This is a genomic window from Bradyrhizobium sp. Kon10 (assembly GCF_055807395.1).
Window position 1 is genome coordinate 194,932 of record NZ_JBVVOZ010000010.1, and the last position, 14,666, is coordinate 209,597.

15 protein-coding genes are annotated in these 14,666 nt (G+C 63.4%); 6 read left to right on the forward strand and 9 right to left on the reverse strand.

Annotation, left to right across the window (positions count from 1 at the left end):
• Positions 1-140 precede the first annotated feature (140 nt).
• Positions 141-1,019 carry an AraC family transcriptional regulator gene (locus AC0L2O_RS16795; protein ID WP_473370476.1) on the forward strand — a complete coding sequence of 293 codons (879 nt, stop codon included), beginning with the start codon at positions 141-143 and terminating at the stop codon, positions 1,017-1,019.
• Positions 1,020-1,124: 105 nt separating this feature from the next.
• Here AC0L2O_RS16795 and AC0L2O_RS16800 read toward each other — a convergent pair whose 3' ends face one another.
• The 7 genes from AC0L2O_RS16800 to AC0L2O_RS16830 all read right to left on the reverse strand — a co-directional run bounded on the left by AC0L2O_RS16800 (position 1,125) and on the right by AC0L2O_RS16830 (position 5,852).
• A complete protein-coding gene (locus AC0L2O_RS16800) occupies positions 1,125-1,613 on the reverse strand; it encodes a hypothetical protein (RefSeq protein WP_409189095.1) in 489 nt (162 codons plus the stop codon).
• Positions 1,614-1,730: 117 nt separating this feature from the next.
• Positions 1,731-2,252: a GFA family protein gene (locus AC0L2O_RS16805; RefSeq protein WP_473370499.1), complete on the reverse strand. Its 522-nt coding sequence runs from the start codon at positions 2,250-2,252 to the stop codon at positions 1,731-1,733.
• Positions 2,253-2,264: 12 nt separating this feature from the next.
• The gene (locus AC0L2O_RS16810; RefSeq protein ID WP_473370500.1) at positions 2,265-3,077 is read right to left on the reverse strand and encodes an SDR family NAD(P)-dependent oxidoreductase; all 813 of its coding nucleotides are present in this window, start codon (positions 3,075-3,077) and stop codon (positions 2,265-2,267) included.
• Positions 3,078-3,178: 101 nt separating this feature from the next.
• The gene (locus AC0L2O_RS16815) at positions 3,179-3,682 is read right to left on the reverse strand and encodes an SRPBCC domain-containing protein (protein WP_473370477.1); all 504 of its coding nucleotides are present in this window, start codon (positions 3,680-3,682) and stop codon (positions 3,179-3,181) included.
• Between the two features lie 111 nt (positions 3,683-3,793).
• The gene (locus AC0L2O_RS16820; protein WP_473370478.1) at positions 3,794-4,291 is read right to left on the reverse strand and encodes an SRPBCC domain-containing protein; all 498 of its coding nucleotides are present in this window, start codon (positions 4,289-4,291) and stop codon (positions 3,794-3,796) included.
• Positions 4,292-4,630: 339 nt separating this feature from the next.
• Positions 4,631-5,302 carry a methyltransferase family protein gene (locus AC0L2O_RS16825; protein ID WP_409189091.1) on the reverse strand — a complete coding sequence of 224 codons (672 nt, stop codon included), beginning with the start codon at positions 5,300-5,302 and terminating at the stop codon, positions 4,631-4,633.
• A 49-nt stretch (positions 5,303-5,351) separates the two neighbouring features.
• Complete coding sequence (locus tag AC0L2O_RS16830) at positions 5,352-5,852, reverse strand: peptide deformylase (RefSeq protein ID WP_473370479.1); 501 nt, start codon at positions 5,850-5,852, stop codon at positions 5,352-5,354.
• Positions 5,853-6,272: 420 nt separating this feature from the next.
• Here AC0L2O_RS16830 and AC0L2O_RS16835 point away from each other — a divergent pair, with 420 nt between their 5' ends.
• The 3 genes from AC0L2O_RS16835 to AC0L2O_RS16845 all read left to right on the forward strand — a co-directional run bounded on the left by AC0L2O_RS16835 (position 6,273) and on the right by AC0L2O_RS16845 (position 9,212).
• Positions 6,273-7,154, forward strand: coding sequence for a hypothetical protein (locus AC0L2O_RS16835; RefSeq protein ID WP_473370501.1), 882 nt, complete (start codon positions 6,273-6,275; stop codon positions 7,152-7,154).
• Positions 7,155-7,196: 42 nt separating this feature from the next.
• Positions 7,197-7,814: a hypothetical protein gene (locus AC0L2O_RS16840; RefSeq protein WP_473370480.1), complete on the forward strand. Its 618-nt coding sequence runs from the start codon at positions 7,197-7,199 to the stop codon at positions 7,812-7,814.
• Positions 7,815-7,991: 177 nt separating this feature from the next.
• Positions 7,992-9,212, forward strand: coding sequence for an MFS transporter (locus AC0L2O_RS16845; RefSeq protein WP_473370481.1), 1,221 nt, complete (start codon positions 7,992-7,994; stop codon positions 9,210-9,212).
• Positions 9,213-9,235: 23 nt separating this feature from the next.
• On the opposite strand, the gene AC0L2O_RS16850 is transcribed toward AC0L2O_RS16845, so the two are convergent.
• Together AC0L2O_RS16850 and AC0L2O_RS16855 are read right to left on the reverse strand one after the other, a co-directional pair.
• Positions 9,236-9,622: an ester cyclase gene (locus tag AC0L2O_RS16850; RefSeq protein WP_409189086.1), complete on the reverse strand. Its 387-nt coding sequence runs from the start codon at positions 9,620-9,622 to the stop codon at positions 9,236-9,238.
• A gap of 57 nt (positions 9,623-9,679) precedes the next feature.
• On the reverse strand, positions 9,680-10,552 hold the full coding sequence (locus tag AC0L2O_RS16855; protein WP_473370482.1) for a bifunctional helix-turn-helix transcriptional regulator/GNAT family N-acetyltransferase: 873 nt from the start codon (positions 10,550-10,552) through the stop codon (positions 9,680-9,682).
• 135 nt (positions 10,553-10,687) lie between these two features.
• Between AC0L2O_RS16855 and AC0L2O_RS16860 the strand changes: the two genes are divergently transcribed.
• Positions 10,688-13,141, forward strand: a complete 2,454-nt coding sequence (locus AC0L2O_RS16860; protein ID WP_473370483.1) for a DEAD/DEAH box helicase — start codon at positions 10,688-10,690, stop codon at positions 13,139-13,141.
• A 359-nt stretch (positions 13,142-13,500) separates the two neighbouring features.
• Positions 13,501-14,652 (forward strand): MFS transporter, encoded by a 1,152-nt coding sequence (locus AC0L2O_RS16865; protein ID WP_473370484.1) that lies wholly within the window; start codon positions 13,501-13,503, stop codon positions 14,650-14,652.
• The last annotated feature ends 14 nt before the right edge of the window (positions 14,653-14,666 follow it).

A 14,666-nucleotide genomic window follows, 5' to 3' on the forward strand; every position in this document is an offset into this window, starting at 1 on the left:
AACGTCAATGGGCCTCGTTGCCCCGGACTTGTCTGAACGCGGTCGCTGGATATTTCAGCCCGATCCATGCAAAACCGCAAGATCGGTCGAGCAATTCGCAGCCGTCAGCGACTAACTGGAGCCGCCACGGAGGAGGGACGATGAAGGCGGCGCTTGAAAACTATCAGGCCCGGATGCGGCGGGTGCTGGACTATCTCGACCGGCACCTCGAAAGCGATCTGGACCTCGACACGGTGAGCGGCGTTGCGGCCTTCTCGAAATTTCATTTCCACCGGCAGTTCACCGCGACCTTCGGGTTGTCCGTGCATCGCTATGTCCAGCTTGCCCGTCTGAAGCGCGCGTCGCATTGGCTGGCCTACACGGACGGCCAAAGCGTCACGGAGATCGCGATGGATGCCGGCTACGACGCACCCGACGCCTTCGCCCGCGCCTTTCGGCAACGGTTCGGGCAATCGCCGTCGTCGTTCCGGAATTCTCCCGACTGGGAGCCGTGGCTTGCGGCCTTCGGGCCTCTCGACCGCGCCAGGAGCAAACTCATGAAGACTTTTACCACTGACGACGTGACGATACGCGACGTGCCTCCCACACGGGTGGCGATCATGGAGCATCGGGGGAGCCCCGCGACGCTCGGCGCCACCATCCAGCGCTTCATCGCGTGGCGCAAGAAAGCGGGTCTGCACCCCAGCACGAGTCCCACCTTCAATGTCTGGCGATCCGAGCGGCGTCCCGCGTCGCCTGCCGATTACTGCACGGACCTTTGCGTCGGGACCGAAGAGCCGATCGAGGCAAACGGCGAACAGATCAAGGCCGGCGAGATCCCCGGCGGACGTTGTGCGGTGCTGCGCGTCATCGGCAACACCGACAATCTGGAGCCCGCCGCGCTGTATCTTTACCGCGACTGGCTTCCGGCCAGCGGCGAGGAGGCCCGCGACTTCCCGATCTATTGCCAGCGGCTGAGCCTGTTCCCGGAGGTGCCGGAGCACGAGGCGGTCGCGGAGGTTTTTCTGCCGCTGAAATAGCGCGCCCTCCAGGTGTAGGATGGGTCGCGCGAAGCGAAACCCGTGATCGCTCTTCCACAAAGGAGCTGATGGGTTTCGCAGCGCTCCACCCTCCTACGCGCTGCACTATGCCGTCCCGCCTCTTGCGAAGGCGGCCTTCCATGCAGGCTTGTAGAAAACGACGCACAAAAGAACAGAATAGGGAATGGGGAATCCAACGTATATTGCGCCGAATAAGATCAGCCGTACCAAGCCGTCTGCACTGATCGAACCCATGTCGTAGCTACCGATGGTCGCGATAACAGGGACGGTAAGGTAGGAAAGCGCAGACGAAAGGAACAGCAGTCCAGCGTAGACAAGGCTCAATGCGCGCGCCCACGAGCGCAGTCTGAATATTCCGGTTCCTGCGACGAGCCCGACGACTCCCGTTGCCAAAATCAGGAGACAGAACGCCAGGCGGGCTATCGGGATGTAGAAAGCGCCCAATCGCAATAACTCGGCCATGAGGTAGAGGGCGCCGAGAAGCAGGAATAACCCGTTGAGGATTCCGATGCCGCCCAAGATGACGTTGAGCACAGCTATCGCGGTCATTCCACCGGTGCGGTACGTCTCCACGCTCACCCCCTGAAGTCGAAGAACAGCAGACTGCACCGTCCGATCATCGGAACACCGATGAGCGTTTTGAGCACAGGGACCGTGCGCTTCTGTAGTCGTCGTCGCAGCACCTTCGGTTCAACCGATCGAGGATGGGCATCGCTGCGCCCCCAATCCTGCAAGCTCAATCCGGGTTTCAGCCGTCTTGTTCTCCCGACCGATTTTGGTCGCGACTCCATCTATTTCGATCCCGGATGCCATTCCGGAAGTTTTGGGGATCTCAGGATCGAGACGATCCCAGTCGTATCCGCGCGAGCAGAACAGCACGACGGATGGCTTGAATGTGCTGGCATCGTCCAGCGTGCCGACATAGATGCCGATGTAGTCCGGCTTCTCCTCCGGCTGGTTGTAGATCGGCGAGCCGCAATTTGGACAAAACCCCTTGCGCTTGACGGCGCCGCTGTCGGAAGTGCGCGCGATTTCGCGCAGCTCGCCGGTCACCGAGACCGCGTTGCGCGCGAACACGAAGACGGAGCTGTGACCGCTTCCGGTGTCGCGTTGACAGTCGCTGCACTGGAATTGAAAACCGCGTATGGGCGCGGCCGCGATGGTGTAATAAACTGCCTGAGGTGCGGACTCGAGCGGGCGAACGGAACAAATTCGGTCGCCCTGCTACGCGACGAAACGAACGACGCCGCCATCCACCCGCAGAGCCGCGCCGGTTGTCGCCGAAGCCTGCTCCGAGCAAGCGTAGACGATCATGTTGGCCACCTCATCGGTGGTCGCGAAGCGTTGGATGAGGGTGGTCGGACGCATCGCCTTCAGGAAGCCCTGCTCGGCTTCCTTCTGCGTGATTCCGTTTGCTTCGGCCTGCTTGGCCATGAAGTCGCCCAGGATCTCGGAGCGGGTTGGTCCCGGCAGGACGGCGTTGACCGTGACGCCCGTGCCCGCGACCGCCTCGGCAAGCCCGCGCGAGACCGCGAGCTGAGCTGTTTTGGTCATGCCGTAGTCGAGCATTTCCTTGGGGATGTTGACTGCGGACTCGCTACTCACGAACACGACGCGGCCCCAGCCTTTCGCCACCATCCGCGGCAGGTAATGACGGGTCACGCGCACGCCACTCATGACGTTCAATTGGAAGAGGCCAAGCCAGTCCTCGTCGGGGATCTTCGCGAAGTCCTCGATGCCATTGTAGTCCCGGATGTGCGCCGTACCCAAATTGTTGACGAGGATATCGGCGTCCGGCGCTCGTGCGATCAGGGCTTCGGCACCCTCCGCTGTTGCAAGATCGGCGGCAACTCCCGAGATGTCGCTTCCGGGAAAGGCCTGCCGCATCTGCCGTACCGCATCGTTGACCCGTGCAGCGCCACGGCCGTTGATGACGACCGATGCGCCGGCAAGGGCTAGTCCCTCCGCCGTGGCGCGGCCGATACCAGCGGTGGATCCGGTAATGATCGCCTTGCGGCCGTTGAAGTCGATATTCATCTGATTTATCTCCGATTGAAGAGGTGCGGCGATCAATGCGCTGATCTGGGCTAGACACCCGCATTGTCACCTTCGGTCGAAAGCGACTCGGACAGACAGCATCAAGCTGACGTCTTCGCGACCACTGCCTCCGATGCGCGGGCGAGGCTTTCGACCCATTCCTGGTGATAGCGATAGAGCGCACCGGGATATTTGCGTCCGAGTTCCTCGATGAACCACGGGCCTTGCTGCGTCTCTTCGGTCAGCACATGGCAGCCATTGGCCGTCGGTGTGATGACCCAACCGTGGTACGCGCTCGAGCCGGTCTCGTCGCCATCGACTGTCGTTGCCCACGCAAGCCTGCGGAACGGCTCGCACTCCGTCACGACCAGACTCATCGGGAATCCAACCGTCACCCGGCTGTATCTGGTTGCGAGCGCCAGTTCCGGCTCACCGGTCAGGATATGGACCTGATCTTCGGCGGGAAAGTAGCTCGACCAATTCTCGGCATCGACGAGCAGCTTCCAGACCACTTCAGGCGGCGCCTTGATGTCGATGTCGTTCAGCGCATAGATGGCCGACGTTCTGGGGGCATACTGCTTCGGCCAGTTGACATGGTCGTACATGGTTCATTTGTCCTTTTGAACAGATCCCGGGAGATCAATGACGCCCAGCTCTTGTCCCGCGCCTGCACGAGCTGACCGCCTTTCTGCGTTGATGCTGATTATCCCGGCCGTTTATCGCGTGGGAGAGTTGCCGCCCTGTGTGGCGACCTTCGCGAGATCTTCCAGAAGCTTCTGATGCGTGCGCCAAAAGAGGTCGGGAGCCTGCTTCGCCAGCTCGATCCACAGTGGTCCCTGCATCGTTTCTTCGGTCCAGAGGTGAGTCCCATTCGGCGTGGGCGTGATGATCCAGGCGTGATAGGCTCTGGACTCTGGCGACGCCTTGGGGCCGCCGCCCCAGGCGATGCGCGTCATCGGTTCGAATTCCTGCACGGAGGCGTAGACGTCCTGGCCGGCCAGATTGGTTTCGAAACGTGTGCCCAGGCGCAACTGCTGATGCCCGCCCAGCAATTCGACATGTTCGACACCCGGGTAGAAGCTCGGCCAGGCGGCGGTATCCACGAGCAGCGACCAGATCGTTTCGGGAGATGCTGCGACCTCTAGCTCGTTTGTAAAATGAATCGGCGACCGGCTGGGAGTCATGTCCTGCGGCCACCTGATTGCCTCGTGCATTTCGACCTCTATTTTCTCGATTGATCCTGGTAAGGAGGCCGCCCGACCGCGAAGCAAGACGCATGCTACCGCCTCATCGTGGAATTAATTGGGGAGTGCACCACGAAGCGGTACTGCGGAATCCTCGACATCGGTTGTGCATATATGCACCGCCCGTATGAGGCCGCCTATCGAGCCAAGCGGATAACCGCTCTCGCAGGCTTGTCCATCGATCCGTTTTGGACAGCCGAGTCGTTCGTTAGGGGATAAGATGCCATCCGTCAGGGGGACAGAGTGAAGCGAACTGGGCTGCGGGGACGGCGACCTGCCATAGCGCGCGACAGTCGTCGGCTTCGACACCTACCAGAACATCGGCACCAACCGGTAGCCCACGCGATCGCAGTAATCGCTGTAGCCGGCGAGATGTGCCAGCAGGAAGCTCTCCTCGCGCATGAGTCGCCAGACGAGAACCGGGACCAGCAGTGCGGCCGGGAGGAGCCCAAACCACGAGCCAAGCGCCAGAGGTATCCCCGCAGCCATGACCAGCGCACCCGAGTACATCGGGTGGCGTACGATCGCATAGGGACCAGTGACGATCACCTGCTGGCCCTCCGCGATCTCGATGGTTCCGGCAGTGAACGTGTTCTCCCGGAAGGTGAGGAAAACAATCAGGAACCCGATGGCGATTATCCCCGCACCAGCCACCGAAACGGCGAGGCTCACGTGTGACCAGCCGAAGCGCGTGTCGAGCCCCGGTATGGCAAAGGTCGCAATGAATACGAGTCCTGCCAGCGCCTGGACGACATTCTGGATCGGATCGGGCTCAGACCCCGGTCCGGCCTTCACGCGCCGTTCCAGCAGCGCCTTGTCGTGAAGCCACAGCCAGACGGTGATCGCCGCGGCGCATCCAAAAAACACTGCCAAGGTCATCCAGGCGCGGCCGACGTGCAGTGTCCCCGCCGAGCCGAATAGCACGACGGAGATGGTCGCGAAAAGGAAGACGAGTCCCGCAAAGGCGCGCACGAGCAGCATCCTGCTATCGTCGTGCTTTGGACCGCGGAATTCAAGATCGGGACCACAACTACGAGTTCCGCGACATTTTCTCGAACTTCTTCAGCAGCCGATCCCGCTTCAGCCGGGACAGCCGCTGGATCCAGAACATCCCGTCGAGCTGGTCGATCTCGTGTTGGTGGCACACCGCGCGCAAGCCGTCCGACTCCTCCGTGTTCATGTTGCCGTCGAGATCCCGATAGTTGATCCGCACGCGCGCGTGGCGCTGGACCTCGTCGTTGACGCCGGGCATCGAGACGCTGCCCTCGCGATGCATGATCACCTCGGGCGAGGCCCATTCAACCGCGGGATTGACGTAGGTCTGCGCGCCGCCTCTGGCGTCGAGCTCGAGCACGACGACGCGCAAGGGCACGCCGATATGCGGCGCGGTGATGCCGATGCCGGGCGCGGCCCGCATCGTCTCAAGCAGGTCCGCAGCAAGTTCGCGTAGCGCGTCGTCGAATTCGGTCACGGGGCGTGCCGGGATCGCGAGCCGGCGGTCGGGATAGCGGACGATGGGGCGGATGGTCATGCAGGCTCCTACCATTCGCGGCCGATCGATGCATCCATCCTCTCAGCGCTCTACGGCAATGACTTGACGGGGTGATTCCGGCCGGCGCCGACGGGCTCTCCGCGGGCGAAGCGGATTCCGCGACTACAACGCTCCAGCCGAAACGGTTATACTACTGGAAAGCTGGGTCGCGGAATCGCTGCAAGTGCTCTCGGACGTTCTCAAGCGCAAAGAAATCTATACTTATTTCAGCCGCTCGGCGATGGAGAAGGCGCACGCCTATCAGGCGCAGGGCCGGGTCTCGGCGGTGGACGTCAGCGACGACCTGACACACGTCAGTTCCAGGTGCGAGGCAGCGAGTCCAGGAATTATCGCGTCGACATCGCGTTAACGTTCGACCGCGGCAGGCTCGTCGACATGGATGGCGATTGCAGTTGTCCGATGGCCCTCAACTGCAAGCATGTCGCGGCGACCCTGCTTGAAGCGCTGAGCGGCAACGAACCGTCGAAACTGGCTCCTGTGCCAACCCCGCAGGTAGCCAAGCCCGCTCTGGCGCAAGCGACCTCGGCTCCGCCGGTCCTCGGCATCGAGGTCAACAGCTGGATCGACAATGTGGGCCGCGCGGTACGGAGCAGCGATGATGCCGCGGACGAGGGCCCGCGATTGCTGTATTGCCTGCAGGCGTCGGACGGCCCGATGCCCTATCTCGCGGTGTCCCTGCGATCGGTCCAGCTGCGCAAGGGTGGAGCGTATGCCGCCAACTATAGCAGTCCCAGTCCTTACGAATTCAAGCCGGACCGGGCGCCAAAATATTTCCGCGACGTCGACGTCGATATTGTGACGGAGATATCCGGCCGTTTACGCAACCACTACACTCAGGGGCCGTATTCGGAGGAGTTTCTGCGCCGGATTGTCGCGACCGGCCGCGCATTCTGGCTTGACCACAAGGGAGCGCCGTTGAGCTGGGGCGACGCGCGCGAGGGCCGGATCGAATGGCAGCCAGGGCGCGGCAAGGGTGTTGCACCGACCCTCGTCGTATCGGGAGCGGTCGCGTTGAACGCCGAACCGCCGGTCTATGTCGACGAAGCCCGCAATGTGATCGGGCCCGTCCAACTCGGCCTGCCGCCTCGGCTCGCCTGCCAGTTCCTGGCTGCGCCCTCCATTCCCCGCGCACAACTCGAAGAAGTGTCGCGCCGCCTCAGCCAGAGGCTGCCTGAGCTTCACCACGGCTTGCTGCCGGTGCCACCGGCGGCTGCAGTGCTCGTCGACGAAGATCCGCGTCCCGTGCTGCGGCTGAAGCTGGGTCATGTCGGTGCAAGCTAATATTACTATCGCAACAAGAACGAACAGTCGGGCCCGGCCGGCGTGGCCAGCCTCGGCTTCCGCTACGGTGGGTTCGACATCGATCCGAGCCAGCGAGCGAGCCGACTGGAGCTGTTCCAGGGCGGACAGGTTTATGCGATCATCCGTCGTCAGCCGAAGGAGAGGCAAGCGCGTAAGCGCCTCGCCGACGCGGGGCTCATCGAGGCAAGGTCGGTGCTTCCGATGCTCGATTACCGCCATGCCATGGACTTTACGCTGCGCGACCAGCACGGCTGGTTCGATTTTCTCGCTCTGCACGCCGAGCAACTGCGGTCTGAGGGATTCGAGATCCTGGTCGACGACGATTTTCCGTTCCGGCTGGCGGAGTCGTCGGGCGATTTTGACGCTGAGTTCGAGTCCAGTGGCATCGACTGGTTCGAACTGTCACTCGGCATCGAGATCGAAGGCGAGCGGCGCGATCTTGCGCCGCTGCTGGCCGCGCTGGTTTCGGCGCCCGGCTTCAGCCCCGAATCGTTGACGGCACTCGCGGACAGGGGCGAGCGTTTCCTTCTGCCTTCGACGCGTAGCGGTGCGCATGTGGCAGGCGCCTTCAGCGATCGCATTTGCTGGGATGATGATATTGTGCCGGTGTTTTGCCCGACGAGTCAAATCGCGTTCTGACGTTGTCTGCGGTCGGTAAGTCATTGATCCCGCACGTGCCGGCTACTGTGCATGGGGTTGTTTCTCGCGTTTTTTGTTTTGCGGGCCAAAAAAATCTTGCGATATCGTCCATTGCCGATGTCGGCCGCCGAAGTTCCCATTCGTCTTCCACCCAGACAGACCTGACGGGAGACCAAAATGAAACCTTCCTCTTATCGCTGGGTGATCGTCGCCGCCGGCGGCTTGCTTGGGTGCGTCGCGATCGGCGGTATGTTTTCGCTACCGGTGTTCCTGCAGCCGATCGCCAAGGAGACCGGCTGGTCGGTGACCGGCATCTCCAGCGCGATGACGATCGGCTTTCTGGCAATGGCCTGCACCAGCATGGCCTGGGGCACCGCGACCGACCGGTTCGGGCCGCTGCCCGTGGTGCTGACGGGATCGACGGTGCTGGCGCTCAGCCTTTTCGCCGCGAGCCATGCAACGTCACTGATCGCGTTCCAGTTCGTGTTCGGTCTGCTGGTCGGTGCCTCCTGCGCTGCGATCTTCGCGCCGATGATGGCGACCGTGACCGGCTGGTTCGACACCCATCGCAGCCTCGCGGTGTCGCTGGTGTCGGCCGGCATGGGCGTGGCGCCGATGACGATGGCGCCGCTCGCGGCCTGGCTCGTCTCCAACCATGACTGGCGCACCGCGATGCAGATCGTGGCCTTGGTGGTCGGCGCCATCATGATTCCGGTGTCGCTGCTCGTGCGCCGTCCGCCGGCGCTGGCCCACGCTCCAGTCGCGCCGTCGGCGGCGGGCGCTGCGCAGGGCGAGCTGTCCGTCGGCGAGGCGCTGCGCTCGCCGCAATTCATCATCCTGCTTGCGACCAATTTCTTCTGCTGCGCCACCCATTCCGGCCCGATCATCCACACCGTCAGCTACGCCGTGAGCTGCGGCATCCCGCTGATCGCGGCGGTGACGATCTACAGCGTCGAGGGTCTTGCGGGCCTGGGCGGTCGCATCGCCTTCGGCCTGATGGGCGACCGTTTTGGCGCCAAGCGCGTGCTGGTCTCAGGGCTGCTGTTGCAGGCTTTCGGCGCCCTGGCTTATGTCTTCGCGCATCAGCTCGCGACGTTCTACACGGTCGCCGCCGTATTCGGCTTCATCTATGCCGGGACGATGCCGCTCTACGCCGTGCTGGTGCGGGAAAACTTTCCGCTTCGGATGATGGGCACGGTGATCGGCGGCACGGCGATGGCCGGCAGCCTCGGCATGGCGACTGGTCCGCTCGCCGGCGGCCTGATCTACGACGCGTTCTCGAGCTACGCCTGGCTCTATATCGGCTCCTGGGCGATGGGCCTCGGCGCCTTCCTGATGGCGATGAATTTCCGCCCGTTCGCGAAGCCACGAGAGCAGGCGGCGCCTGTCCCGGCGTGAACGGGTTTGATCGAGGCGCCGCGCTAGAGCTGCGCCTCGATCGCGATCTTGTCGATCACGGACCACACCTGCCAGATCTTTCCGTCGCGGAACTCGTAGAACACGTTTTCGCAAAAGGACACGCGCCTGCCGTTGATGTCGAGCCCCAGGAATTGTCCAACCGGCGTGCAATCGAATTTCAAACGGGAGGCGAGGTGGGGCGGATCGCAGACCAGCAGCTCGATGTTGAAAAGCAGGTCCGGAACTTCGCGAAAATCCCGCTCCAGCATCGCGCGATAGCCGGACAGTCCGAGTTGTCGCGCGTTATGGGCGACATCGTCATGAACGAATTGTCCGAGCATCGCCCAGTCCTGCCGGTTCAGGCAGGCGATGTAGTTGCGATAGATATCGGCGAGGTCTGATCGGGTCACGGCGATGCTCCTGCGGCTTCGGCCATAACGCGGCAGCAGGGCAATCGACGCCGTCGCTCAGAGACGTTTTTCGAAGAACAGGTCCGGGTAGGGGTCGTCGTTGAAGCGCGGGATCTCGCGCCAGCCGCTCCGGCGGTAGAGCTGGCCGGCTTCCGCCAGCGCGCTGTTGGTGTCGAGCCGCAGCAGCCCGATGCCGAGCTCGCGCGCCGCATTCTCGGCGGTCTCCATCAGGCGCCGGCCGAGCCGCAATCCGCGCGCGGCGGGTGCGACCCACAGCCGCTTGATCTCGGCGTAGCCGTGATCGGTTCCTTTCAGCCCGACGCAGCCGATCGGCAGCGTGTCCGACATCGCGACCACGAATGTTCCGCGCGGCCGGCGCATGTCCTTGGCGTCGGGATCGCGCGACAGTGAGACGTCGAACCCCTGCTTGAAGCGGCGGCCGAGCTCGGCATAATACTCGCCGAGGCAATAGCGCGCGGCGTCGCTGCGCGGGTCCGTCTCGTCCAGCGCGATCCGGTCCTGTGTCAGTGCCGAGGCGACCAGGTCCATCGCCGCCAACAGCGCCTCGCGTTGCGAATGGCGGCCGAGGAAGCCGTCGGCTTGCGTGTTCGACAGCGCCTCGTAAGCATTGAACTCGCGCCGGCCCGCGCGCGTCAGATGGACGACGCGCCGGCGCGCATCGTCCATCTGCGCCGCGGTCTCGATCAGCCCTTCGTCCTCGAGGCCGCGCAACAGCCGGCTCATTAGCCCGGAATCGAGCCCAAGATAGTCGCGAATCTCGGCCACGTCCGAACGTCCATGCCCAATCGCGTTGAGCACGCGCGCTGCCCCCAGCGGCCGCCCGCGCCCGAGGAACGAATTGTCGAGCGCGCCGACGGCGGACGTGACGGCACGGTTGAAGCGGCGGACGCGGGAGACGGGGTCGAGCATGATGCCTGACTTTAGTCAGGTATTTGTCTCTGTCAATTGGCCGGTGGATTTCGAACCGAAACCGGTTCTGCCGCGGTTGCGCCGGCGCTACTATCTGGTGCACCACTCATGATCTGCGCAGAACGGAAGCCCGAAATGACATCTTCAACAGGACGCGCCGCAGCACGCAAACCGGCCAAGCTGTCGCGTATGGCCGCGCCGCCAGATCTATCGCCGATCGAGTGGCAACGTGCGCTGCGCCGCCAATTCGGCCGCGAGCAATCCTTCCTGTTGGAGAATCTGGGCGTCGAACCGTTCTTCTCGGAGTTCAGGGTCACCAATCCGGCTTCGAAATCGAGCTATCGCGTGGCGGTGCGCGGCCGCGGCCCGGGCGGCAATTTCTGCTCTTGCCCGGACTATGCCACCAACGAGCTCGGCACCTGCAAGCACCTCGAGTTTACGCTTGCCCGGCTGGAAAAGAAGCGCGGCGCCAAGATGGCGTTCGCAAGAGGATACCAGCCGCCGTTCTCGGAACTCTATCTGCGCAACCAGGGGCGACGCAGCATTCATTTCCGTGCCGGAACCGATTGCCCGGCCGACGTGAAGAAGGCCGCCGTTCGCCTGTTCGATCCGGCGCACGACGGCATCCTGGCCGAAAATCGTCTGAGCGAGCTCGACGATTTCATTGGCGCGGTGTCGAAGAGCGGGCATGAGCTGCGCGCTTATGACGATGTGCTCGATTTCGTCGCGGGACGACGGGATGCAGAGCGCCGCGCCGCGAAGCTCACCCGATTGTTTCCGCGTGGGGCAGCAGATCCCAAGCTGCATCGACTGCTGAAGGCGGACCTCTATCCGTATCAGGCTGAGGGAACATTGTTTGCGGTTCGCGCCGGCCGGGCGCTGATCGGCGACGACATGGGGTTAGGCAAGACCATCCAGGCGATTGCGGCGACCGAAATCCTGGCCCGTCACTTCGGCGTGTCGCGAGTGCTGGTGATCTGCCCGACCTCGCTCAAGTACCAGTGGCAAAGCGAGATCGCCCGGTTCTCCGGGCGAAAGGACAAGCGCGGGGCCCGCGTCATCGGCGGTGGCCGCGCGCAACGACAGAACGACTATTTGCTGGACGATTTCTGCAAGATCACAAACTACGAGAAGCTCCAGCCGGATCTGGACCTGATTGGCGCATGGTCGCCGGAACTGGTCATCGTCGATGAAGCCCAACGGGTCAAGAACTGGAATACGATCGCGGCGCGGGCGCTGAAGCGCATCGACAGCCCCTATGCGATCGTGCTTACGGGAACCCCCCTGGAGAACAAGCTCGAAGAACTGATCTCAATCGTCCAGTTCGTCGATCAGCATCGCTTGGGACCGACCTGGAAGCTGCTGAACGAACATCAGGTCAAGGATGAGACCGGCCGTGTCACCGGCTATCGAGATCTGGGTAGGATCGGCGACACTCTCGCTCCGATCATGATCCGTCGGCGCAAGTCGGAGGTGTTACGGCAATTGCCGGACCGCACCGATCAGACCATGCTGGTGCCGATGACCGGCCCACAGATGGACTTGCATCGAGAGAACGCCGACGACGTGGCCAAGATCGTGCAACGTTGGCGCAAGACCAAATTTCTCTCAGACAAGGACCAGCGCCGGCTGGCCTGCGCACTTCAGAACATGCGGATGTCCTGCAACAGCACCTACCTGCTGGATCAGGAAAGCGACCACGGCGTCAAGACCGACGAACTTGCAGCACTGCTGGATCAATTGTTTGCCGCACCGGACGCCAAAGCGGTCGTGTTTTCACAGTGGACGCGCACTCATGACATCGTGATCCGCCGCCTCGAAGCGCGCGGGATCGGTTATGTCAGTTTCCACGGCGGCATACCGTCCGAGAAGCGGCCGGAGCTGGTCCAGCGCTTCCGGGATGACCCGAACTGTCGTGTGTTCCTGTCGACGGATGCGGGCAGCACGGGTCTCAATCTCCAGCACGCCTCGACGCTGGTGAATATGGACCTGCCGTGGAATCCCGCCGTTCTCGAGCAGCGCATCGCACGCATCCATCGCCTCGGCCAGAGACGTCCGGTCCAGATCGTCAATTTCGTCGCCAAGGGGACCATCGAGGAAGGCATGCTGTCGGTCCTCGCCTTCAAGCGATCTCTGGCGGAAGGCATTCTCGACGGCGGCAGCAACGAGATCTCGCTGGGCGGGTCGCGGCTGACCCGCTTCATGAAGGATGTCGAGAGTGTCACCGGGAGCATGGGAAGCGGCGAGGTGGTCTCGAGCGCGGAGGAGGCTGGGCCGGCCGACCGCACCGGCGGTGTCGAGGCCGCGAGCGTTCCCGCAAGCGAGGCTTCGGTGTCGCAAGCCGCCGCAGAACACGCGTCGGCAGCTCACGATGCAGCTTCCGATCCCTGGCAGGCGCTGGTTCAGATGGGCGCGCAGTTCTTCGGCGCCGTGATGGACTCCCGCTCGCCAAATCATCCCTGGATCGAACGCGACCCGACCAGCGGCACCCAAAGCCTCAGAGTTCCGCTTCCGTCTCCGGAGATCGCAGACCGGCTGGCCGGCATACTCTCCACCTTGGCTACGACTTTGCGCCGCGGGGCAGCTTGACGCGCCACGATAGCCTCGAAAAACTGCGGGGCCATTGCGTGACACGTTCGCAGATCGCGGAACGAAATCGAATCATGGAGACGGCGCGGCCTGCGGCACCCTGATGTTGGCGAACGGGACCCTCAAGGCGCATCTCGGTTGACAGCGATAGCGCGGTCGACCGCGATCTCACGACAAATCGTGACGTGGGACGACACCGCCCGCCCCGAATTCGCCGCAGCGAACTGTCACTGCACGACAGAGGCTGCGAGCGGGTAAGTGTTTGTGCCCTTATGGCTCACCGCCCGCGCCTGGGCGTTACCTTACCTTGCTCTTGACCACCACCCTCCGCCTGCAGCCAATTTCCGGAGTTTCCACCGATGTCCTCTGCCGATCGCCCGGCAACCCGGCTAGCGACCCGCCTTTCGTTTCTCGTCGCCGGCTTTGGCATCGCCTGTTGGGCCCCGCTGGTGCCCTTCGCGAAGCAACGGCTGGCGGTCGATGACGGTCTGCTTGGTCTGCTCTTGCTCTGCCTAGGCATTGGCTCGGTCGTGGCGATGCTGCTGACGGGTGCGCTGAGCGCGCGCTACGGCAGCAAGCCGATCATTCTTGTGGGCGGCATCGGCCTGGCCTTCATCCTCCCGTCGCTCACGCTTGCGAGCACCCCCTGGACACTGGGCCTGGCGCTGTTCGCGTTTGGCGCCGCGCTCGGCTCGATCGACGTCGCCATGAATATCCATGCCGTCGAGGTCGAGCGCGCAGCGGCACGTCCCCTGATGTCCGGCTTTCACGCGCTATTCAGCGTCGGTGGTTTTGCCGGATCCGCGGTGATGACCGCGCTGCTGTCGCTGCAAATCGGCGCCTTCGCGGGCAGCCTGATTTGCGCGATGCTGATGCTGATCACCATGGGGCTGGCCTGGCCGCGGTTGCTGGCGAGGGTGCAGGTGCAGGAGGGGCCGCTGTTCGTCCTGCCGCACGGCATCGTGTTGCTGTTGGCCGCGCTCGCCGCGACCACCTTCCTGGTGGAGGGCGCCATGCTGGACTGGGGTGCGCTGCTCGTGGTCGGCCGCGGCCTGGTGCCGGACGCGCAGGGCGGCCTCGGCTACATGCTGTTCTCGATTGCGATGACCGCAGGCCGCCTCGGTGGTGACGCGGTCACCGCGCGGATCGGCGACCGCAGGACGCTCCTCTGGGGCAGCCTGCTCGCAATCATGGGGTTTGTCGTGCTGCTCGCCGCGCCGATCGCCGCCATCGCGATGGCCGGCTTTCTGCTGATCGGCGCGGGTGCGTCCAATCTCGTGCCGGTGCTGTTTCGGCGCGCGGGCGCACAGACCGCGATGCCGGCAGGGCTCGCGGTCGCTGCGATCACCACGGCAGGCTATGCCGGCGTCCTTGTCGGACCTGCCGGCATCGGGCTGATCGCAAATATCGTCAGCCTGCCGGTCGCCTTCGCCATGCTTGCCATGCTGCTCGGTGTCGTCACGCTATCGGCACGCGCCGTCGCCAACAGCCAAGGTGTTCAACGAACCTGAGCCCTCGCAGGGCG

Coding starts and splice junctions, on each gene's coding strand:
- AC0L2O_RS16795 (WP_473370476.1), top strand. CDS start 141: ATGAAGGCGGCGCTTGAAAACTATCAGGCCCGGATGCGGCGGGTGCTG.
- AC0L2O_RS16810 (WP_473370500.1), bottom strand. CDS start 3,077: ATGAATATCGACTTCAACGGCCGCAAGGCGATCATTACCGGATCCACC.
- AC0L2O_RS16815 (WP_473370477.1), bottom strand. CDS start 3,682: ATGTACGACCATGTCAACTGGCCGAAGCAGTATGCCCCCAGAACGTCG.
- AC0L2O_RS16820 (WP_473370478.1), bottom strand. CDS start 4,291: ATGCACGAGGCAATCAGGTGGCCGCAGGACATGACTCCCAGCCGGTCG.
- AC0L2O_RS16825 (WP_409189091.1), bottom strand. CDS start 5,302: ATGCTGCTCGTGCGCGCCTTTGCGGGACTCGTCTTCCTTTTCGCGACC.
- AC0L2O_RS16830 (WP_473370479.1), bottom strand. CDS start 5,852: ATGACCATCCGCCCCATCGTCCGCTATCCCGACCGCCGGCTCGCGATC.
- AC0L2O_RS16835 (WP_473370501.1), top strand. CDS start 6,273: ATGGCCCTCAACTGCAAGCATGTCGCGGCGACCCTGCTTGAAGCGCTG.
- AC0L2O_RS16845 (WP_473370481.1), top strand. CDS start 7,992: ATGAAACCTTCCTCTTATCGCTGGGTGATCGTCGCCGCCGGCGGCTTG.
- AC0L2O_RS16855 (WP_473370482.1), bottom strand. CDS start 10,552: ATGCTCGACCCCGTCTCCCGCGTCCGCCGCTTCAACCGTGCCGTCACG.
- AC0L2O_RS16860 (WP_473370483.1), top strand. CDS start 10,688: ATGACATCTTCAACAGGACGCGCCGCAGCACGCAAACCGGCCAAGCTG.
- AC0L2O_RS16865 (WP_473370484.1), top strand. CDS start 13,501: ATGTCCTCTGCCGATCGCCCGGCAACCCGGCTAGCGACCCGCCTTTCG.